This is a genomic window from Pseudoalteromonas sp. SG43-6 (assembly GCF_014164365.1).
GTDB classification, from domain to species: Bacteria; Pseudomonadota; Gammaproteobacteria; order Enterobacterales; family Alteromonadaceae; genus Pseudoalteromonas; species Pseudoalteromonas rhizosphaerae.
The window spans coordinates 18,652-41,166 of record NZ_JACJEZ010000034.1 but is presented as its reverse complement, the minus strand read 5'-3'; the positions used below and the strand labels follow the sequence as shown (position 1 = coordinate 41,166).

Below are 22,515 nucleotides of genomic sequence, written 5' to 3'. Positions count from 1 at the left end.
AAATTAAGATGCTTCAACGTCTAGATGGCTATAAATCCCGTTTTTTTACGTGAAATTTACAAGTCTACTATAGCATCATATTTGACAGCGATGTCATTGTGTTTTTTGAGTTTGCAAAAAATCATTTCCATGAATTTACCTCAAGTTGAAACTGAGGAAGCATCAATTGTTTGATGTCAGGTATAGGTTTATGGTTTTAGCTATCTAAACAGCTGGAAGGGAATTTCAACATGGCACAATTACATAACTTAGGTTTTCCTCGCATAGGTAGAAAGCGTGAACTAAAATTTGCAGTAGAATCATACTGGGCTGGTAAAATCAGCCAAGAGCAGTTGCTTGATCAAGGTAAGACGATCCGGGCAGAAAATTGGGCTCTTCAAGCAGATGCTGGGATTGATTTATTACCGGTAGGTGACTTTGCTTGGTATGACCATGTGTTATCTACCTCTTTATTGATTGGCGCAGTGCCCAAGCGTCATCAAAAAGCGGATGGTAGCATTGATCTTGATACATTATTTCGTATTGGGCGTGGTCGTGCACCAAGCGGTTGTTCATGTGCAGCAAGCGAAATGACAAAGTGGTTTAATACTAATTATCATTACATAGTTCCAGAGCTAACTCATGATCAGCAGTTTCAACTAACTTGCACTGAGTTATTCGAGCAAGTTACTCAAGCACAAGCATTGGGGCACAATGCAAAAGTAGTATTGGTCGGCCCCGTCACTTATCTTTACTTAGCAAAATGTGCTGGTGAGGAGTTTGATAAACTTAGCTTACTTGAAAAACTATTAGCTGTTTATCAACACATGTTAGCTAAATTAGCGCAGCAAGGGATTGAATGGGTACAAGTTGATGAGCCTATTTTAGGTTTAGAGCTGACAGAAGATTATCAAGAGGCATTAAAAACAAGCTTTCGTTCACTTGCAGGTCAAGGCGTGAAGTTGTTACTTGCTAGTTATTTTGACTCAGTCACTGCCTACTTTGATGATATTGCAGGTTACCCTGTTGATGGCGTACATTTTGATTGTGTTGCAACAAATGTTGATGTTGCAAAACTAGATATATTATTAAGTACAGATCAAGTTTTATCATTAGGCGTAGTAAATGGCCGTAATATTTGGCGTACTGATTTAGAGGCTGTATTTAATAGCATAAAAGACATTGCGCTAAAGCGCGGTGATAATCTATGGCTTGCCCCATCTTGTTCTTTACTGCATACACCGGTTGATTTAGAGCAAGAAGAAAAGCTCGATGATGAACTTTGTTCATGGCTTGCATTTGCAAAACAAAAAGGCCAAGAGTTGTCATTATTAAAAGCCGCGCTTGAAAGCAATGATAGCAGTGAGCTCGTTGCTTATTCAGCACCTATTAAAGCACGCTTAACCTCTACTCGTGTAAATAATACAGCTGTACAACAGCGTGTAACTGCACTCACCGCAAAAGACGGTAAGCGTAATCATGCATTTGCTCAACGTATTGAAAAACAACATGCAGCACTTAATTTACCGCTACTGCCGACCACCACGATAGGATCATTTCCACAAACTCAAGTAATTCGTCAAGCACGCCGTGATTATAAAGCCGGTGAATTATCTGCGGATGATTATCAAAGGCAAATGAAAGCAGAAATTCGCTACGCTGTTGAAGAGCAAGAGGCGCTTGATTTAGATGTGTTAGTGCACGGCGAAGCGGAGCGTAATGACATGGTTGAATACTTTGCTGAACTATTAGAAGGCTTTGCTTTTACCCAGTTTGGTTGGGTGCAAAGCTACGGCTCGCGATGCGTGAAACCACCTGTAATTTGGGGGGATGTATCACGTGAAAAAGCGATGACGGTTCAGTGGACAAAATACGCACAGTCGCTGACGAGTAAGAAAATGAAAGGCATGCTAACAGGTCCTGTAACTATTCTGTTTTGGTCATTCATTCGTGATGATTTAGACAAACCCACCATCGCTAATCAAATTGCACTTGCGTTACGTGATGAAGTGGTCGATTTACAAAATGCCGGTATTGATATTATTCAAATTGATGAACCTGCATTTCGTGAAGGTATGCCGCTTAAATGTAGCCAATGGCAAGCATATTTAGAATGGGCAGCGTATGCATTTAGGGTCTCAGCAAGCGGTGTGAAAGATGAAACACAAATTCATACTCACATGTGTTACGCCGAATTTAACGGTATTATTGCCGCGATTGCAGATATGGATGCCGATGTGATCACCATTGAAACCTCACGTTCTAACATGGAACTACTTGAAGCATTTGAGAATTTTGATTATCCAAATGATATTGGTCCAGGTGTATATGATATTCACACTCCGAATGTACCGGATATTGCATGGATGAAAACGTTGATCCATAAAGCCGCACGAAAAATACCGGTTGCGCGTTTATGGGTAAACCCGGACTGTGGTTTGAAAACCCGTGGTTGGCAAGAAACGCGACAAGCTCTTGATAATATGGTTAAAGCAACCAAAGAGCTGCGTGAGGAGCTGCAGTAAAGAACATCTCCTACGATGTAAAGCCCTAACAAAACTTAGTTAGGGCTTTTTTTGTTGCTCTGATTTGAGTTCATCTTCATCGGTTGGTTTTTTAAAATCCATTTTTGCTGAGTGTTTGATCAGCAAAATATTACCGATAATGATTGCCAACACTAAGATGATGATGAGTATATGCCAAATTTGCATGGTGATCTCTAATGAGTCATTTATAAGTACTTAGTGTAGCAAAGATTTCTAGGGTTAAAAACGTCTAGAAAACGACAGCGAAATAAAATCAAGACCTGGGTTTGGTCTTTTAAACCCTGCATTTGAATAGTGTAAATAACGCACCGCAGCTTTGGTTTTTCCAAAATCAGCAACAAAGCCTAGTCGGTCTTCAAACTGGTAGTGGGTACTCACATTTTTGCCGGCGAAGTGAGTGTCATTGACTAATGAAACCCCTATGCCGGCTTCGAAATACAAAGGAATACCGCGCACTGAGCTGATCAGATGTTGAAATACCGGGGATATTGCAAGGACAACATTTGTCTGATGGCTATTATCTGCGCCGTATTCCCAAATATTAATACTTGATTCTAAGTAAATATGGGTATTTTCAATTAATGATTGTAGTGCCGGAGCATGGTATTGGTATGCCAGTTTTAAACCTTTAACATCACCTTCCCCCTGAATGTAATCAATGGCATAGCCATGAGGGGAAAGTGTATAGGGCGCGCCATAAGATAGTCTGCTGAACATGGAAATAGATAATAAAATCAATACAGTTAATGTTTTAAATAACATGGAGAAGCTCTTTAGATGAAAACGTTATTTACAAAATAAGGGCGTGGGGGAGGCTAATTCAAGTGGCATAAATTCACAGACTCTGTGTGTTATTGCATGAGCTTAGCTAACAATATGAAATAAAAAGATTAAATCAATTGATGCTGTACTGGCACTAATAAGGTGCTATTTTGAGGCTTTTTAATCTCTTATGAACAGCGTAAATTACGCTACAAGATTTACTTAGGACTTATCAACAATGATTTCACTTGGTCGTTATTTATTATTAATCGCGCTAGTTTTTAGTGCTTCCTTGTTTGCGCAAACACAACAGTCACCTAATCAGTTATTAACTCAGGTAGGCGATCAGCTGTTTAGTGAAATTGGCAAAATAAACAGCCAAGGCACAGCGAGCAAAAGTGACATGGCACACATTGTTGATCAGTATTTAATGCCTAATATAGATGTTAAATTTGTTTCCTATAAATTATTAGGTAAGCATATTAAAGGTATCGATCGCCAACAAGCGACTGCATTTATAAGTGCAGTGGAGCATTACTTAACCACTACCTATGCTAGTGCATTAATGAAATATACCGGGCAAGAAATAAAATTCGAAGAAAGTAACGATGCTGCAGAGAGCGAGTTTGCCACGGTTAAGACGCAAATTATTGCAGATAATGCGCCAACGATTGACTTACACTTTAAGCTTCGCCAAGGTAAAGATGGTAGCTGGAAAGTATATGATATTGTCGCTGAAGGTATTTCGTTACTCAGTGCAAAGCAAAAAGAAGTTATTCAACGAATTTCAGAAGTTGGCCTTGACCAAGTGACAGCTGAGCTTAACAGTAAGTAATCATTTCCAAGTAAGTCTCCAACCTAAAGCACCATGCAGTGTTAACTGCATGGTGCTTTGTTATTTTCTTTTAAAATCACACGGTTTGGCTATAGCGTGTGGTTTTGGGTATGCTAGAATAAGCGCTTACATACCCACTGGTATCACTAATTTACTGGGGTACTTAAAATTATATTAAGCGCAGTGTCAGTTTGTAGTTGTTAAACTCTTTTACTGACCTTTGTACCGAGCAAGATAGACACTGGAGTTGTGTTTTTTTAATGGAAAATGTACTTATTTGGCCTAAAGAATACCCGTTATTAGTCAAAGGACTTATTGAGCAAAACGGTGCATTTATTTTAGACGCTTTAGAAGCATGGCCGGCTTGTCGCTCGACTGAAGAAGACAATGGCGTGTGTACCACTGTGCTACCGCCTATCTATTATTTAACCTGGTTAACTCCCCTTGAGCCATTTGAAGAGTGTTTTTTCCAACATATTTGTGAATATGATGAAGCCGCTCAACAGTATATTTCGGCAGCTAAAGATTACTATTTTGATAACGAGTATAGCCCAGAGAGTTTAGTGCTATTACTTTGCCAACGTCTTGAAAAATATGCAGCTGTAGCGTCACAAACAACGATAGAAACACCCGTTACGTTATTATCTCAGTTATTCTCAAAACGCTATTTTACAATCATCGAGTATGCGCTCAATGCGGGCAGTAAAATGAGTGCTGAAGATGCTTTGGCACTGTGGAAAGAAGTTGATTTTCGTGAACGTTTTAGCACCTTTATACCTGACTCAATCGATGACGTTAATGCGTTAAGTGAATTAGCGGCGAAAAAAGTTGCTGGCGGAAAGGATTATTTCACCTTATTGACCCAAGTATCACCAGATGTTGACTCAGTGGTGCTATTAGAACAAGCACTGTTGGCGCATTTGCGTTTTGACACAGCTAAACAAACGATGGCGATGCGTTTTATAGAGCAAGGTGCAACAGGCACGTTGGCGGATGAAAATGGTAAAACGGCCTTTATGTGGGCAGTTGAAAAAGGGTTTGTTAATTTAGTACAAACCTTATTAGATAAACAAGATAAAAAACAACGTGATGCCCTTGGTAACAGTGCTTTACATTATGCGGTACTAGCAAAAAATGAACCTTTGATGGTGCTATTATTGAAGTCTGGCTATGACTTTCGTGTTCGTAACTGTGATGGCTTAAGTTGTTATCGTTTAGCAGTGAGTGTTAAAGCCAGTCAGTTAGTGAAATGCTTAGAGCGTGATTTTGGTATTAAAGAATTATCGCCGGATGGACAATTTTCGCGGATCAAAAAAGTCCACGCCTTACATGCCATCGTGACTTTATTGTTGCCGCTACAGTTGTTTTTCTTTTTTGATGATTCGATTGCAATTAAAAGTGAACTGACGCTTTGCTTAACCATGTTGGCAATTGTCTGCTTCTTTTTTGCAATTAGTTTGAAGCGCTGCGCTTTATACCCTCATATTAAACACCCATGGGGGTTATTTGTACTGCGTTGTTGCTCATTGATCAGTTTAGTTGGGCAGCTAGGCTTAGCAAGTATTGTTGCATTGGCAACGTTAAGTGAAGTTGTTTAAGCTTCTTGCATGTACCGTAGACAAAAACGCGCTAATTAAGCGCGTTTTTTAGTTGTTATACCAATCGTGTTAAGTTACTGACCATTTAGCTCGCTAGAATGGTTAAATATTTAAGTCGTTTGGTATTAACTTTAGTCTTTTTTATTAAATTCATGAGCCGCTTTTTCTGTTGCTAACTCATCTTTTAGTTTTTGAATTTTTAGCCCCAGCTCTTGACCTCGGTGACGTGCATAATAAGTACAACCAATAAACATCATACTGGCGAACAGCAGCTCTAAAACGACCCATATTAGTTGTTCTTGTGCGACCCACAGTAGGGTAAAACCGTGAATAAAATAGAACATAACAATAAAGTTTGCCCACGCATACGTATAAGGTTTATCTTGAATGATGCCTTTTAGCGGCAGTAAAAGCGGCAGAATATACACAACAAAAATAAATCCATTGCTATGACCTTCTCTAGGCTCTAATAAAAACAACCAAAGTGGCATCAGCAGTAACAAGCCAATATAGCCAATTATTGCAATACGTTGAAAACGGATAGTGATAGCCTTTTTCGGTGTGAGTTGTGGGTTTAAATCGCTGTGCGATGTCATTGTAATTTTCTCGTGATTTTAACTAAGCGTTGGCCAACGCTTTGGCAAATTTTAATTTCGTCTTTACTTAATTGCGCGCTATTTTGTGCACCAGCAACATGGCTTGCACCATAGGGAGTGCCACCGGTTTGTGTGGCAAGTAATTCCGGTACTTCATAGGGCACACCCATTAACAGCATACCGTGGTGTAATAATGGCAGTGACAAATTAAGCAACGTTGCTTCATTGCCGCCATGCATGCTACTTGATGATGAGAATACACAGGCTGGTTTATCTATTAATTGCCCTTTTAACCATAAGTCGCTGGTGGTTTCCCAAAAAGCTTTGGCTTGTGAGGCCATCATACCAAAGCGAGTAGGGGTGCCAAATGCTAACCCATCACACTGGATTAAGTCATCTTTGCTGATCACAATATCGTGAGGTTCTCTAGCTACAAAGGTTCTTAGCAGTGCAGTACCGCCTTGGCATTCAATCGACTCTGCAATTTCATGTGCCATGGCTGCAACAGAGCCGTGACTTGAATGATACAACACAACAATAGTGACGCTCATTAAAGTACGCTTAGTACGTTTTCTGGTGGGCGACCCAGTGCGGCTTTATTGTTATTTACCACAATAGGGCGCTCAATTAATTTTGGATTGCTAACCATGGCTGCAATGAGTACGTTTTCATCATGCTCATTTTTAAGGTCTAACTCTTTGTAAATATCTTCTTTAGTACGCATTAGTTCACGTACTGAAGAAAACCCTAGCTGTTTAACTAAGATGCTGATTTGCTCATGATTCAATGGTGTTTTTAAGTATTCGATTATCTCTGGCTGAATCGATTTTTGCTCAAGTAGGGCTAATGTTTCACGCGATTTTGAACAACGTGGATTATGAAAAATAGTAACAGACATAGTAACAATCCAATTAGATAAAGTAAGGCTATTTTAGGCCAAGCAGCACCAGACTTAAAGCCTTGCGAGCTCTTTTTGCATTTGGCGGTATTGCGTTAACAATGCTTTGAGACGTTGTTGTTTAATTAGCTCTTGTGGTTCTACAAAATTGAGTGCTTTTTGTACTTCGTCAGCGGCTTTTAAGTAGGCGCCGTATTGTGCAAGAACGTCGGCATTTGCTTCATGATAAGCGGCTAAGTTATCTTGCTTTTTATAGGCATCTGCAAGAAGTTGCATGCCTAAATTATGTTCAGGCTTTTCGAGTAAAAATGATTTTAATATTTGCACTGCAACATCGTATTGCTCAGCTTCAAGTGCAGCATTGGCATAGTTTAAGGTAATAACTTGATTGTTAGGACGGTTTTCATGCAACGCGGCTAAAAACTTTACTGCTTCGGCGGCTTTATTCTGAGCTATCAATAGATCAGTATGCGTATCAATATAGAATAAATTTTTAGGATCAGACTTTAAAAGTTCGTCTAAAATAGGCGCCGCTTCATCGAGCTTTTTTTGATCCAATAAACTAATACCCAAGCCATAATTAAGCGCTGTTTTATTATAAAAACTGTTTTCACGTATGAGCTTTCTAAAGAAGTTTTCAGCCGCTTCTGGTGTTTGGTGGTAGCGAGCAATCACGCGGCTTTTGGCAAGGTTAAATTCTAAGCTATCCGGAAGTTGACGTTTTTCAAATTGCTGTGCACGTAAGCGCACATCAGACACGCGGCTCTCAGGTAATGGGTGAGTCAGCAAAAAGGCTGGTGGTTTGTATTTATAACGAATTTGCGCAGCAAGTTTAGTTAAGAATTCACTGGATGCGTAAGGATCAAATCCTGCATTATTTAGTGTTTGCATACCAATGCGGTCGGCTTCTTGCTCAGCTGAGCGGCTATGAGTGAGTTGACTAAATGCGCTTTGTGTTTGACTGGCTGAGATAATCGCGATACCGGCATCAGGAGACACAACGGTTGCTAAAATACCGGCAATCATACCGGCGATAGTGAGTGCGCTGTTATCTTGTTGTTGTTGCATGCGACGTGCAAGGTGGCGCTGGGTAACGTGGGCAATTTCGTGACCAAGTACTGAGGCAAACTGACTTTCGTTATCGGATTGCGCAATTAAACCGGTGTGCACCCCAACATGGCCACCATAAAAAGCAAATGCGTTGATTTCCGGATTGTTGATCCAAAAAAATGAAAACGGAAAGCGTACATCATTGGCATTGGCAACTAGCTTACGGCCAATTGTGGTTAAATATTCATCAAGCACAGGATCATTAACAACCGGTGATGAGCCACGAATTTGCATCATCATCACCTTTCCGATAGCTTGTTCTTTTTCAAGCGGCAAAGCTTGTAATGCTGAAGTACCAAGATCTGGCAATGTAAAATTGGTTTGTGCCTTTAATGGCTCACTTACCAGCACACTAAATGTTAAAAGTGTACTGAATAATGTAATAAAGGCTGATTTAAGCTGCATTTTATTCCTTGTTATGGTTTTCACCTAGCATGAGTTTAGCAATGTCGATTTCGTCACTGCATGCTCTGCTATCTCGTTCGCACAATTGATACAATTCTTTGATTGTGACCCCATCTAGCTTTACAACGTTCAATTCTCGCTGTAAAAAACTAATGATTTTATGTACTACCTTGTGTGCATGGAGAATAAGCGCCTTATCTGCTTTGTCACCACGTTCAAAGTAAAAACCAATAAACTTATGTAATTGGTTAATCCGGATCAAACTTTTCATTGACACTGGATCCCACTCGTTAAACTCCATAAAGCGGTTATCTTTAACGTATTTATCTATTGTAACGTCTTTTGCGTAGGGTTGTGCCCATAATTCAAAGCCTCGGTCGGTGAACACTTGATGCAACGCAATTCTTGGCTTATTTTCACAGTGGATCTCCCCAAGAGTGTCTTCATGACCTCCTAGTAAATCGAGATTCCAATTGCGCCTATCAATTATTTTTTTCACGGCATTATCAAAACCGTGTTCTAATATCCCCTCCGACTCGCTCACTGAAGAGGCGACAAGGTGATAGAAGGGTGGGAGTTCACCCCAATTTATTTGTTTTTTATACCAGTTAATTTCTTTAAGAGTTGGATTACTGGGTAGTTGCGCTTTATTATGCGTGCCAGACATTAACTTATCCTTACTACAAACTATGCTACAAGGATAAACTATTGCGATGCGTGTTTTAAGAAAAAGTTACATTTGTTATTAATAGTACTGATAAAGACCGTATTATTCATTTTTATAGGGTAGATAATTGGTTATGCTAGAGCAAGACTTGCGCGGATTTAAATGCCCGCAGCAATTTATCCAGTTTAAGTTGGCTTTGCGCCAAGCTTTAGCTGCGGCGCAATCGATAAGATTTACACTTTTGGCAGACCAATCTACCAAAGATATGGAGCGCTTTTTGCAAAAAAATCATTATCAGTACAAATTAGAGCAACAACGTGGATTGTTAATCGTGGAGCTAAATCGTGTTTGAATATGTAAAAATGTGGTACGAAAGGAAGTTTTCAGATCCGCATTCAGTGACCTTATTGTTTTTATTACTCGCTTTAATGGCGATGTTTTATTTCTTTGGTGCACTTATTGTACCTGTGCTGATTGCTTTAGTGATTGCTTATCTGCTTGATTGGCCGGTTGCGCATTTAGAGGGTTTTGGCTTACATCGCTTTACTGCCACTATTATAGTGATGTTGATTTTTTCAGGGTTGATGCTGACCTTAGTGATCGGCATGGGCCCAATACTTTGGCAGCAAGCTAGTAATTTAGTGCAAGAAAGCCCGCACATGATAGAGCAGGGAAAATCTTTTTTACTGCACTTGCCTGAGCAATACCCCAGTTTAATTAATGCAGAGCAAGTACAATCAGTGGTCAGCAGTGTTGAAGCCAAAGCAATTGAGTTTGGCCAAGTATTATTATCGGTCTCGTTGACATCATTAAAAGATGTAGTGGCGTGGTTGATCTATCTTATTTTAGTACCATTACTGGTATTCTTTATGCTCAAAGATAAGCTGGAGTTGATCAGAAGTGCAGAAAAACTCGTTCCAAAACAAAGACGCTTAATCTTGCAGGTATGGCACGAAATGAACCAACAGATCATGAATTATATTCGTGGTAAGGTGTTTGAAATTTTGATTGTAGGCTCAGTATCGTTTATCGCGTTCACTATTTTTGATTTACGTTATGCAGCGCTATTGGGCGTATTAGTGGGTTTATCAGTATTGATCCCTTTTGTGGGTGCGGCACTTGTTACCATACCGGTTGCGGCCGTGGCATTATTTCAATTTGGTTTAGAAACCCAGTTTTGGACCATACTGATCATCTACGGCATTATTCAAGCATTAGATGGTAATGTGCTGGTGCCGTTACTATTTTCTGAAGCGGTTGATCTGAACCCGGTATTTATTATTGTTGCGGTACTGTTTTTTGGTGGCTTATGGGGTTTTTGGGGCGTGTTTTTTGCAATTCCACTAGCGTCATTGGTAAAAGCCTTACTCAATGCTTGGTCAACGAAACAAGAAGAACAACTGATTGAGCATAGCTAACACGAACTTTGTTTAATTAGCTTTATACCTAAATCACCTGAAGATTTAGGTATTTTGGGTATAGTATCAAATGGTATAGAAAACGCACTTGAGAGACTAATTGATTCTTACGCGACCCATTAATTTTATGTAGAATGGGTTATAAGATATATCTTTTAGTAATATGGTGCGTTTTTTAATGTCTGATTTAATATTACCTACTGACTCATCGTCACAAATTTACCTTGATGCAAACGCAACAACACCGGTGCTACCTTGTATTGCAGAGGTTGTTTCGCATACTATGCAAATCTGCTTTGGTAACCCTTCTTCTTCACACATTACCGGTATTCAAGCTAAACACTTATTAGAGCAAACACGTCAAAAAGCCCGTGATGTGATAGGTGCACAGCAGGGGGATATTTTATTCACTTCTGGGGCTACCGAAGGAATTCAAACAGCTGTCGTGTCTACGCTCATAGCAGCTAAAGAGCATGCTAAACCAAACCCAGTATTACTGTATGGCGCGACTGAACATAAAGCAGTACCTAATACATTAATACATTGGAATGCCGTATTGGGTATAAACGCAACCGTGCTTGCGATCCCGGTATCGAGTGATGGCCTTTTAGATTTAGATTTTATTGCTCAACACGCTGGTGATGCACTGATGATTTGTACCATGGCAGTTAACAATGAAACCGGTGTTTATCAAGATTTAAAAGCGATTGAAAAGGTAATACGAGCACATAACACGGAAGTTGCGTGGATGGTGGATTGCGTACAAGCGCTAGGGAAAACCGCATTAGCCCTTAGTGATACAACGATTGACTACGCGCCATTTTCAGGCCATAAACTTTACGCACCGAAAGGTATAGGCGTGTTGTATATTCGTCAAGGCAGTGCCTATACGCCATTTATTGCCGGTGGTGGTCAAGAAAGTGGCATGCGCTCCGGTACTGAAAACCTGCCAGGCATCGCAGGTCTTAACAAACTGTTTTGTTTATTGCTGGATAAAACAAACGATACGTTTAAATCAATCGATGTGTTAAACGGCTATCGTGAACAATTACATCAGGCTTTAGTGGATACCTTTGGTAATATAACCTTTAATCATACTTTTGCATTGTCAGTACCAACAACGTTAAATTTTGCTGTTGATGAACTCAGTAGTAAAGAAGTGATGGATTTGTTCGATGCGGCAGGTATTCGTATCAGTGGTGGCTCAGCCTGTAGCTCTGGCGCAAATCGTAGTTTTGTGTTAGATGCCATGGGCGTGAGTGATTGGCGTAGTGAAAATGCAATACGTTTATCATTTGGACCGGCGACAACACAGGCTGAAATAACCACTGCCTGTGCGCGTATTCGTTCACTTAAACCAATATTACAAGCTAATTGTTTGGTGGTTTCAGATTCGTCATCACCACAGCAAGAAGCGTGTGCATTAGGGTTAACACAATTTAGACATCAAGGTGCGTGTTGTTGGTTGTATGTCAGTCAAGATAAACAAGCAGTGATCATTGACCCAATTATTGAGCTTATCCCGCGGCTTGAAAAAATAGTACACACACAAAATTTAGCGGTAGCAGCCATTTTAGACACACATGCCCATCAAGAGCGATGCTGTGCGACTACATTGTTGGCTCAGGCCTTAAAATTCAGTTTGCATGACGAGCATGAATTAGGGTGGCCAGTGCAGCAAACGAGTATTGCATTACCTGAATGCACCATTGAGCGCTTAGCAACACCCGGGCACAGCCAAGATAGTGTTAGTTATTTATTGCGGTGTAACAACTCTCAACAAGTGCTATTTTGCTTTTGCGGTGATTTGCTGCTGCCTGCTGGGCTTGGTAATACTGCAATTGACGGTGGGGATGCGTTAGCTATGGCACACTCATTACGTCAACTATCAACATGCTTAGCAGAGTCGACAGTTATTTGTTCTGGTCATGACTACCAGCAATGTTTTGCTATTAATTGGCAAGTTCAACAGCAGCAAACGCCGTTATTGCATGCATTATTGAACAATGAACTAAGTGATACTGAATTTGCTAACAACAAGCAGCGCAGCGATGAAGACAATTTATGTAAATTTGCAACTTTGTGTGGTTATGCTGACAGTTTAAAATACAGTAGAGCTTACGAACTGAACGCCGTGCAAGCAAAAGATATGTTAACTGCAAGCGATGTCTATTTAATTGATACCCGTGAACCATATGAACATGGGGCAAACAATATTCCTCAGTTATTTGCAGTTAGCCCTGCGCGAGTGATGAATATTCCGCTAAGTAGAATGGCAAATGCATTAGTGGACAGGCAATTGAACCCACAGGGTAAATATATTTTACTTTGTCGCAGTGGTAATCGTTCAAAACAAGCGGCAACTAACTTATCTCAGCTTGGCTTTACTGACGTGTATAATCTCAGCGGTGGAATGGCACTGTTATAATAACAGGGCAGAAGACTGGCAATTGACTGATAATAAATAAGGCGCTTTTAGCGCCTTATTTATTATCAGTCAAGGCTGTAGCTACTGTTTAGGCCCTGAACTTTCACGGATCACAATTGATGGTGTAAATGATGTGATGATGTCTTTATCTTGGTTACGAGCACCGCGAGTTTTGGTAAATAATAACCGTGCTGCATGTTGAGAGATAACATCGTTTGCTTGATGAGCGGTAGTTAACTTTGGCCATGTCTGACGAGAGAAAGGAGAATCCTCAAAGCCAGTAATAGATAACTGTTCAGGAATAGCAATACCCATTAAGCGTGATGCAAATAGGGCGCCAGCGGCCATTTCATCGTTGCCACCTAATATAGCGGTTATAGCCAAGGTGTTATTCTCGGCTAACAAGTGCTTTGCACCTTCAACACCCGACTCAAACGAATATTTACCATCGTAAATAAAGCGTTTATCAAATTCTTTATGATTATCTGCCAGCGCTGCTTTATAACCTTCAAGGCGTTCAGACGTCGATTTATGTTCTTTATCGCCACAGATAAAGCCAATATTTTCATGTCCATGAGTTAAAAGGTGAGTGGTGATCTCATACGCGGCTTTATAATCGTTAACATAAATACAGGTGTCTTGATCATCATCTGATGGTCGCCCAGATAACACCCTAACGTAATGAATATTTAACTCATCGAGTAAATTGGTGATGCTACTTTGCTCTGATAATGGCGGTGTAAGCACAAGCCCAGCTAAGCGAGAGCGCTTTATCATGGTGATAAATTCATCTTTCATGTTTGCATCTGTATAAGTGCATGGATGGATCACCAATTCATAGCCTTCGTCTTTACAGCGAGAAAGCACACCATTTTGCATATCAATCACATAATACGCATTAGGATTGTCATAAACTAAGCCTACCGTAAATGATGACGTGCCAGCTAGGTTTCGTGCTGCAAGATTTGGCTGATAGTTCAGCTCTTTTACAGCATCCATGACTGTATCGTAAGTTTTTTTACGAACAGATGGTTCTTTATTTATTACCCGTGAAACCGTTTTCATCGAAACCCCGGCGAGCCTCGCTACATCATTTATAGTTACTTTCATAGAGTTACTTTTAGGTTATTGTTTTAGTGTTGATATGTTCCTGATAAGAATACACCTAAGTAGACTTAACAAACGTGTTATTCATTATTTCTTCATCAAGACCAGTTAGTGTATCTAATGTTCAGTAAAATTAGCAGTAAAATAATTGAGATAATTTTTATGATACCGGTGTCAAATGAGTAAAAGTACGTTATTATCTCGATTGTAAAATATAAAATTAGCTTGTTGATAGCGTTGTCATTCTAACTTATCGTTAAATTTATTTGTAAGTTAATACGCTATTAGTACACTTTTTTAATCTAAAGATAGTTATAAATCAGTTTGTTGCGAGTTTAAGGGGATGTTAAAAATGAGTTGTCGTTCACAGTTAGCTAGTTGGCAAGCATTACAAGTAAGTGCAAATAAGATGAAGGAAGTTCATCTTAAAGATTTATTTGCCAATAACAGCACGCGATTCGAGCAATTTTCGACTCAGATCCCAGGTGTTTTATTTGATTATTCAAAACAATTGATTGATAACAGTGTGATGACACAGTTACTGTCTTTAGCACAAGAGTGCGATATCGCTAACTGGCGAGATAAAATGTTCAGCGGTGAAAAAATTAATATCACCGAAGATAGAGCCGTGCTTCATACTGCACTTCGTAACCGTAGTGCATCATCATTAGTTGTAGATGGCGAGAATGTAAGTTCGGTGGTTAACGCTGAGTTACAAAAAATTAAGTTGTTCGTTGAAGAAGTACGTAGCGGGCAATGGTTAGGTTATACCGGTAAAGCCGTGAAAGATGTTGTGAGCATTGGTGTTGGTGGTTCAAACTTAGGCCCACAAATGGCCACGGAAGCACTAAAAAGCTATGCAGATGACTCATTAAAAGTACATTACGTTTCAAATGTTGATGGCGTACAAATTGCGTCAGTATTGAAAGACATCGATCCTGAAACAACTTTGTTTGTGATTTCGTCAAAAACCTTTACTACATCTGAAACCATGACCAATGCAAAAACCGCCGTTGCATGGTTTTTAGAGTCAGCCGATGACAAGCAAGCCATTGCTAAGCACTTTGTTGCAGTGAGCACTAATTTAGAAAAAACGGCAGCGTTTGGTATTGCTGATGAAAATGTATTCACAATGTGGGATTGGGTAGGTGGTCGCTTTTCATTATGGAGTGCGATAGGCTTACCAATTGCATTATATTTAGGTTTTGATGCATTTGAAGCGATTCTTGAAGGCGCTTTTGAAGTTGATGAACACTTTAAAACGGCCGAATTTGCAGAAAATGTACCATTGTTAATGGCTTTGTTGAGCGTATGGAATACCAGCTTTTTAGGTTTCGACTCACAGGTTATTTTACCTTACGATCAAGCATTACACATGTTGCCAGCTTATTTGCAGCAAGGTGAAATGGAAAGTAATGGTAAGCACGTTAATTTTGCGGGTAATACCGTACCGTATACTACAGTGCCGATTATTTGGGGTATGACCGGCATTAATGGTCAACATGCTTTTTATCAGTGTTTGCACCAAGGCAATGTGATTGTACCAGCTGATTTTATTGCCTCTATTAAACCTCAGGTTAATATTGGTCAGCATCACGACATTTTATTATCGAACTTTTTTGCACAAACAGAAGCGATGATGATGGGGGTTGATGCCGAGCAAGTTCGCGCTGATTTAACCGCAAAAGGCAAATCAGAGGCTGAAATAGCCGCGCTAATTAATCATAAAATCCACCGTGGTAACCGTCCTACAACATCAATGCTGTTAGATACGGTTGATGCAAAAACGGTGGGGCGATTAATTGCCTTATATGAGCATAAAATTTTCTGCCAAGGCATCATTTTAGAGATCTGTTCTTTCGATCAATGGGGTGTTGAACTTGGTAAAGGTTTAGCCTCAAAAATTGAAGCTGAGTTACTGGATGATAATATAAACCATCCACATGATAGTTCGACAAATGGCTTAATGAGCTATTATAAACAACGTCGAGCGCAGTAAAAAATTCGCACAGCACAATCAATTGTACTGTGTAACCAAATACCTTTGAACGGGTAGCGCTGGAGTTCTTAGGGCCTGTATATTTGTGAGAGGATATACAGAGCCCCTAAGACTCATTTAATTACCAGTTTGAAATGAATACAGCTGAATCAATATTCAGCGATAAAAACAAGCGAATTCAACAGGCTTTTTCTCGAGTACGATGCCAAAAAGCTGACATCAACTAAACAACAAGAATGTATGCCCGCACTATCAATAGTGGATAGTTGACAACTGGGCATAGCAAACGTAGAGAGTAAATTATGTTAAATCCTTTTGATATTGTAATTTTTGGGGGCGGTGGTGATCTTGCATTACGCAAATTATTACCTGCAATGTATCGCGCATATCAAGAAGGCAACCTTCCACAAGGTTCGCGTATTTTACCGACGGTTCGTGAAGAAAGTAAACGTGCGGAATACATAGAAACAGCTCATCAAGCGCTAAAAGAATTTTTAGGTAAAGGTGAGTTTAATGCCAAAGATTGGAAAGCTTTTTCAGCGTGTTTGGTGCCAGTAGTCACGAATGTAACCGAAGCAGACGATGATTGGGATAAACTAAAAACAATACTAGATGAGCACGATGCAGACAAATCTCGGGTGTTCTATTTATCACTTCCACCTGCGGTATATGGTAGCTGCTGTGAAATACTGTCTAGCAAAGGTCTGATCACTGCTACATCACGTGTCGTTGTTGAAAAACCAATTGGTTATTGCGGTAATTCAGCAGAAGAGATCAATGCAAAAATTGCTGAATACTTTAGCGAAGAGCAAATCTTCCGTATTGATCATTACTTAGGTAAAGAAACGGTACAAAACTTAATGGCACTGCGTTTTTCAAATTCATTATTTGAAAATATGTGGGATGCTAAATCAATCGATAATATTCAAATCAGCTTATCTGAAACTGTTGGCCTTGAAAGCCGTGCTGGTTTTTATGATAAAGCCGGTGCTTTACGTGACATGGTGCAAAACCATTTATTACAATTGTTATGTTTAGTCGCGATGGAATCACCAAATAAACTTAATGCAAACAGCATCCGCACCGAAAAGCTGAAAGTATTAGAATCATTGCGCCCACTTGTTGCAACGGATGTAGATGACAACATCATTCGTGGTCAATATGTACCCGGTGATTTGGATGGCAAAATTGTCCCTGGTTACTTAGAAGAGTTAAATGAAGGTTCAAGTAAAACAGAAACATTTGTTGCTATTCGAGCGCATATTGATAACTGGCGTTGGGCGGGCGTGCCATTTTACCTTCGTACAGGTAAACGTATGGCAAAACGTTGTGCCGAAATTGTCGTTGAATACAAAAAAGTATCACACAATGTTTATGGTGATAATGTTGGCAATATTGAACCAAACCGTTTGGTTATACGCCTTCAGCCTGAAGAGACAATTCAATTAACCTTGATGTCAAAGCGTCTTGATAATTTAGAGATGCAATTAGAGCCGGTAACCATGAACATTGAGCTATCGCAAGCTTATAGCAATGGTTTCCATTCAGATGCGTACAAGCGCTTGATGTTAGATGCAGCTGCAAATAATCCATCCCTGTTTATTCATCGTGATGAAGTACGTCAAGCTTGGAAATGGATTGACCCAATTATCGAGCGCTGGCAAGAAAAAGGTAAGCCTGCTTTATACCGTGCTGGTAGCTGGGGGCCTGATGATGCTGATGAACTATTAGCTGAAAATAACCATGTTTGGTTTAACACTGGCGATAAGGCATAACAATGGCAACCATCGTAGAGAAATTTTTTGATTCAAAAGATGCATTAACCGCTGAGTTATCTACAACACTTGAACAAAGTTTAGTCAACGGTATTGAAGCTGATGGCCGTGCCGTACTGATGGTATCAGGTGGTTCATCACCTGCACCCGCTTATAAGCACTTATCTAATCTAGCATTAGATTGGGCAAAGATAGATGTTGCTATGGTTGATGAACGTTGGGTTGATGCAGCACATGAAAAAAGTAATGAAGCGTTTATTAAGAGCACGTTATTACAAAATCATGGGGCGGCAGCTAACTTCATTACTATGAAAAACAATGCCGAGACTGCCCAACAGGGTAGTGCAGAATGTGAAGCTGCGTACCAACAACTGAAACGTCCATTTGATGTAACTATATTAGGCATGGGACCGGATGGTCATACCGCTTCATTATTTCCACATGCGGGCGGTTTACAGCAAGGGCTTGAAACATCACAATTGGTATGTGCAATTAATGCTATAGAAAGTGAAGTAACAGGGAATATTACCGAACGTATGACGTTAACTTTAGCAGCGATTGCGCAGTCTAAAGTGGTTAAGTTACTGATCAGTGGAGAAGAAAAGCTTGCTGTATATAAAGCAGCAAAAGCCGGTGGAGATGAAAACGACATGCCACTACGTGCAGTTTTAAATCACCCAACAATAAATATTGAAGTTTATTGGGCTCCGTAACGACCCCAATCGACCCAAACTTTAAAATGCAGGCTATAAAGCCTGCATTTTTGTTTCTCTTCTAAATTTATCTGTATCGCACTTGCAAGATCTTTATTATTTTCGCTTATTTATTTTTATCGAAAACAACAGTTATACAATCGTGTTAAGTTACTGACCATTTATAGCTTCGCTAGAATGGTTAAATATTTAAGTTGATTGGTATTATATAACGCCCGGCAATTATTAAGTTTGGAGCGTAATGTGATCTATCTGCCAGTGACTTATCTTCACTAAATAACAAGCCTCACAAATAGTGTGAGTTAACTAGTTGTTTGTTGAAATGTGGCTACTTATGCCTACTTTATTAAAAACATGAGGATCTTAGTGGTTTAAAAAACTTCACTAACTACATTAAAAATTATCCATATAGAACAATTATATGAGTAATTTTCACTGATCACTATAGCTCTCTAAAATTTTCAATGAAAAGGGTAGGCTATTGGGGGGAAATAAAGGTAGACATTAATAGCGTAACTCTTTAAAATACAAAAATGACAACGCTGTCATTGGTGTTGATAACTATTAATAAATTCCCCTTGATAAATTATTTGCCCTAATTTATCTACAATATTAATGTGAAAAGGTGTGTTTTTTTCATCCAGCTAAAGTTATATTCTTATCAGCAAATAAGCGAAATATCATTTCTGTATAGTTAAAGTGGAACGTTTTTTTTACACTAAGACTTATCTAAAATCATAAAATTACCTAAAACAGTGCATTTGGTTTTCTGTTTTTGAACTTAACCATGCTATATTCCCGCCGTAAAACTGTAACAATTTATAAACTCTATTTTTTTAATCTATTAATATTCAATTGGTTAGTATTTTTATAGCTATTTTTTTGCACAAAACGGCTAAAAAGATGTAGCACAAATGTAATTTAGAGTGTATGGTTTGTTACTGGATGACAACGCTGTCATCATCACTGGGCAGAAGTGATAAATAAAACCAACAAAATGATTCAAGGGGAATCCTGTGTTAGCTAAAAATTTTAAAAAAAGCTTATTAGCAGTAAATATCGGTCTTGTAATGAGTGCCGGATTCACTGGTGCTGTTTATGCAGCTGACGAAGTAAAAGTTCAAGAAGACGTAGAAGTCATTGAAGTACGTGGTATTCGTCGCTCTTTAGAGGCATCAATCAATACTAAACGGTTTGCTGATGGCGTTGTAGATGCTGTATCAGCAGAGGATATTGGCAAGTTTCCAGATAGTGATGTAGGTGAAGCTTTAGGTCGTATTCCTGGTGTTGCAGTTAATCGCCAGTTTGGTCAAGGGCAGCAAGTTTCTATCCGTGGCGCATCTAATCAACTAACGTTGACTACATTAAATGGTCAAAATGTTGCTTCTACAGGTTGGTATGACCAACAAGCAATTGACCGTAGCTTTAATTACACACTTTTACCACCACAGATGATTTCTGAAATTAAAGTATATAAATCTTCTCAAGCAGATTTACTTGAAGGTGGTGTTGGTGGTTCGGTTGATGTTATTACTCGTAAACCACTGGATCTAGATTCTGGCACTGCATTTATTTCAGCTGAGGGCACATATTCAACGGCTTCTAGCGAAACAGATCCTGCAATTTCAGGCCTCTACAGCTGGAAAAATGATGAAGAAACATTTGGTGTTCTTGCCGCTGTTGCATGGGAAGATACAACATATGTGCGCCGTGGTAATGAAGCATCTTACGCATGGGCAGGTGCAGAGTCTGCTAACTATTTTGAGCAAAATCGTGAGCGTACTGCAGTAGATTTTACAGCTCAATATTCACCTACAGATAATATGAGCTTCGCTCTACATTATATGAATTTAGACTTAAGTGCAGATAATAATAACAACAGTCTTTTTGTCTTCTCTAATACTGATAGTTGCTCACAATTTAACGATGCCGGTGCATGTTTAGTCCGTGAAACAAATGCAGCTAATCCAGCTGGACAAACGTTCTTGCAAACATTCGCTCGTTTTGCATCAATGAATTCAGAAACAATCGATTTATCGTTTGATTACGTTAGCGATAATTTTAAACTTGAAACACAAATAGGCACAACTAAAGCTGAAGGTGGTACTGATTTAACTCTTAATCATGCTGCTTTTATCGGCTCTCCAGAAGATGTTTACGGTACAATTGATGCAACTGGTGAATATACAGATATTGATATTGCTGTGAATGGTTGGAATGAAAATGACATTGATACAGTATGGGCGGATAGAGGTCTTCAAGAGTGGGCAACACAAATTGCGCCAAATGAGGATAAAGAGACATACTTTCAAACTGATTTAACTTTGATGCTGGATAGTGATTTCATTACCAGCGTTAAAACAGGTGTTCGTTGGTCTAACCATGAAGTAACAAGAGAATCTTTGCGAGCAGCACAAGGTGCACACGTTAGCGTTGATCCTTTGCAATACTGGAGTGGTACAGATACTGCTGGTATGCAAGATTTAACAATTCCACTACCAAATATTAACGCGATGAAAGCGAATGGCTTAGCGGCTGTTCAAAACTGGTATGAAGACCGTTCTGGCTTTGGTACTGTTGAAGAGGAAAACCTTTCAGTATATGTAATGGCAAATTTTTCCGGTGAAGCCTATCGCGGTAACTTTGGTGTGCGCTATGTATCAACATATGCGGAGTCAGATTTTTATGCACCAGATCCAACTTTTGTTGACCCAAATGGGATTGCGCAAAATAACGGCCTAAGCTCAACAATCGACACAGACCAAGGTCATTATAGTGAACTTTTACCAAGTTTTAACTTAGCATATGATATAAATCAAGATACTATTTTACGTTTCTCTATTGCGCAAGTTATCTCTCGTCCAAACTATTCAGATATGTTTGCATCGCAATCGTTAGCAGGTTATGGCGATACACAGTTAGGTAATCAGTCGGTTACAAAAGGAAGCCCTTCACTTAGCCCGTTTAAGGCAACTCAGGCTGATATTGGTTTTGAATATTACTATGGTGACTCTAACTTAGTTGCAGTTACTGCTTTTTATAAAGATGTTAGTAACTTCACTACGTCTGAGACATTACGTAACCAAAAAATTGGCATTACAGACCCCGTTTGTAAATGTGATGATTGGACCGTGAACACACAAGTAGACGGTGATGGTGGCGAAATTGCAGGGGTTGAGTTCCAAATTCAACATGCGTTAGCAGGTGGCTTCGGAACCATGTTTAACTATACCTTCGCTGACAGTTCTGCCGATCCGGATAATTTCTCTGATGGCATTGATGTTTTCACTGATAGTTCAGAGCATACAGTTAACGCAGTCGGCTATTATGAGAATGATGACGTTTCTGTACGTCTAGCTTACAATTGGCGTTCAGAGTATATGATCCGTGAAACAGGCTTTTATGGAAACCGCTGGCACGATGATTTTGGTACACTTGATTTAACAGCAAGTTATAATTTAACTGAAAACTTCACATTGCGTTTTGCTGCTACAAACTTACTTGAAGAAGATAGCATTCAATACGCTGCAGCAGATGCAGATAACGAAGCAACTAAAATTTCACTTAAAGATGGCTATCCAGCTTGGTCTTACCAAGGTGAAGCTACTTATGCAATTGGTGTAGATTTCCGCTTCTAAATTAAGATTAAGATATATAATTAAGCCCCGTTTTCGGGGCT

At 39.5% G+C, this 22,515-nt stretch carries 18 protein-coding genes; 10 read left to right on the top strand and 8 right to left on the bottom strand.

Features of this window, described 5'->3' with window-relative positions:
* Nucleotides 1–230 precede the first annotated feature (230 nt).
* Nucleotides 231–2,504 carry a 5-methyltetrahydropteroyltriglutamate--homocysteine S-methyltransferase gene (metE, locus tag H5201_RS14835; protein WP_182784990.1) on the top strand — a complete coding sequence of 758 codons (2,274 nt, stop codon included), beginning with the start codon at nt 231–233 and terminating at the stop codon, nt 2,502–2,504.
* Between the two features lie 39 nt (nt 2,505–2,543).
* Here the strand turns inward: metE and H5201_RS14830 are convergent, their stop codons facing one another.
* Nucleotides 2,544–2,690, bottom strand: a complete 147-nt coding sequence (locus tag H5201_RS14830) for a DUF2897 family protein (RefSeq protein WP_145241011.1) — start codon at nt 2,688–2,690, stop codon at nt 2,544–2,546.
* A 54-nt stretch (nt 2,691–2,744) separates the two neighbouring features.
* The gene (locus H5201_RS14825) at nt 2,745–3,287 is read right to left on the bottom strand and encodes an acyloxyacyl hydrolase (protein ID WP_182718423.1); all 543 of its coding nucleotides are present in this window, start codon (nt 3,285–3,287) and stop codon (nt 2,745–2,747) included.
* A 238-nt stretch (nt 3,288–3,525) separates the two neighbouring features.
* Between H5201_RS14825 and H5201_RS14820 the strand changes: the two genes are divergently transcribed.
* Nucleotides 3,526–4,122 carry a phospholipid-binding protein MlaC gene (locus H5201_RS14820; protein ID WP_149982826.1) on the top strand — a complete coding sequence of 199 codons (597 nt, stop codon included), beginning with the start codon at nt 3,526–3,528 and terminating at the stop codon, nt 4,120–4,122.
* A gap of 260 nt (nt 4,123–4,382) precedes the next feature.
* The gene (locus H5201_RS14815; protein ID WP_182718421.1) at nt 4,383–5,720 is read left to right on the top strand and encodes an ankyrin repeat domain-containing protein; all 1,338 of its coding nucleotides are present in this window, start codon (nt 4,383–4,385) and stop codon (nt 5,718–5,720) included.
* A 131-nt stretch (nt 5,721–5,851) separates the two neighbouring features.
* Here the strand turns inward: H5201_RS14815 and H5201_RS14810 are convergent, their stop codons facing one another.
* The 5 genes from H5201_RS14810 to H5201_RS14790 are packed head-to-tail and all read right to left on the bottom strand — an operon-like array spanning nt 5,852 to nt 9,396.
* A complete protein-coding gene (locus H5201_RS14810; RefSeq protein WP_145241003.1) occupies nt 5,852–6,316 on the bottom strand; it encodes a DUF2069 domain-containing protein in 465 nt (154 codons plus the stop codon).
* Nucleotides 6,313–6,867: an NAD(P)H:quinone oxidoreductase gene (wrbA, locus tag H5201_RS14805; protein ID WP_145241001.1), complete on the bottom strand. Its 555-nt coding sequence runs from the start codon at nt 6,865–6,867 to the stop codon at nt 6,313–6,315. Before wrbA ends, H5201_RS14810 begins: the two co-directional genes overlap by 4 nt.
* Entirely contained in the window at nt 6,867–7,214 is a 348-nt protein-coding gene (arsC, locus tag H5201_RS14800; RefSeq protein WP_182784987.1) for an arsenate reductase (glutaredoxin), read from the bottom strand. The genes wrbA and arsC overlap by 1 nt, the downstream gene beginning before the upstream one ends.
* Nucleotides 7,215–7,268: 54 nt before the next feature.
* Nucleotides 7,269–8,729 carry a M48 family metalloprotease gene (locus tag H5201_RS14795; protein WP_182718419.1) on the bottom strand — a complete coding sequence of 487 codons (1,461 nt, stop codon included), beginning with the start codon at nt 8,727–8,729 and terminating at the stop codon, nt 7,269–7,271.
* Nucleotide 8,730: 1 nt separating this feature from the next.
* On the bottom strand, nt 8,731–9,396 hold the full coding sequence (locus tag H5201_RS14790) for a hypothetical protein (RefSeq protein WP_149982822.1): 666 nt from the start codon (nt 9,394–9,396) through the stop codon (nt 8,731–8,733).
* 133 nt (nt 9,397–9,529) lie between these two features.
* On the opposite strand from H5201_RS14790, the gene H5201_RS14785 reads away from it, so the two are divergent.
* The 3 genes from H5201_RS14785 to H5201_RS14775 all read left to right on the top strand — a co-directional run bounded on the left by H5201_RS14785 (nt 9,530) and on the right by H5201_RS14775 (nt 13,242).
* Nucleotides 9,530–9,748 (top strand): sulfurtransferase TusA family protein, encoded by a 219-nt coding sequence (locus H5201_RS14785; RefSeq protein WP_149982821.1) that lies wholly within the window; start codon nt 9,530–9,532, stop codon nt 9,746–9,748.
* On the top strand, nt 9,741–10,814 hold the full coding sequence (locus H5201_RS14780; RefSeq protein ID WP_182718418.1) for an AI-2E family transporter: 1,074 nt from the start codon (nt 9,741–9,743) through the stop codon (nt 10,812–10,814). Before H5201_RS14785 ends, H5201_RS14780 begins: the two co-directional genes overlap by 8 nt.
* A 178-nt stretch (nt 10,815–10,992) precedes the next feature.
* The gene (locus H5201_RS14775) at nt 10,993–13,242 is read left to right on the top strand and encodes an aminotransferase class V-fold PLP-dependent enzyme (protein ID WP_182718417.1); all 2,250 of its coding nucleotides are present in this window, start codon (nt 10,993–10,995) and stop codon (nt 13,240–13,242) included.
* A gap of 81 nt (nt 13,243–13,323) precedes the next feature.
* Here the strand turns inward: H5201_RS14775 and H5201_RS14770 are convergent, their stop codons facing one another.
* The gene (locus H5201_RS14770) at nt 13,324–14,352 is read right to left on the bottom strand and encodes a LacI family DNA-binding transcriptional regulator (RefSeq protein WP_182718416.1); all 1,029 of its coding nucleotides are present in this window, start codon (nt 14,350–14,352) and stop codon (nt 13,324–13,326) included.
* A 349-nt stretch (nt 14,353–14,701) separates the two neighbouring features.
* On the opposite strand from H5201_RS14770, the gene pgi reads away from it, so the two are divergent.
* The 4 genes from pgi (at nt 14,702) to H5201_RS14750 (ending at nt 22,474) form a co-directional block, all read left to right on the top strand.
* Entirely contained in the window at nt 14,702–16,348 is a 1,647-nt protein-coding gene (gene pgi / locus H5201_RS14765) for a glucose-6-phosphate isomerase (protein WP_182767865.1), read from the top strand.
* Between the two features lie 302 nt (nt 16,349–16,650).
* Nucleotides 16,651–18,123, top strand: a complete 1,473-nt coding sequence (zwf, locus tag H5201_RS14760) for a glucose-6-phosphate dehydrogenase (protein ID WP_145240983.1) — start codon at nt 16,651–16,653, stop codon at nt 18,121–18,123.
* A gap of 2 nt (nt 18,124–18,125) precedes the next feature.
* On the top strand, nt 18,126–18,836 hold the full coding sequence (pgl, locus tag H5201_RS14755; protein WP_149982816.1) for a 6-phosphogluconolactonase: 711 nt from the start codon (nt 18,126–18,128) through the stop codon (nt 18,834–18,836).
* A gap of 1,016 nt (nt 18,837–19,852) precedes the next feature.
* The gene (locus tag H5201_RS14750) at nt 19,853–22,474 is read left to right on the top strand and encodes a TonB-dependent receptor (protein ID WP_182761277.1); all 2,622 of its coding nucleotides are present in this window, start codon (nt 19,853–19,855) and stop codon (nt 22,472–22,474) included.
* Nucleotides 22,475–22,515 lie beyond the last annotated feature (41 nt).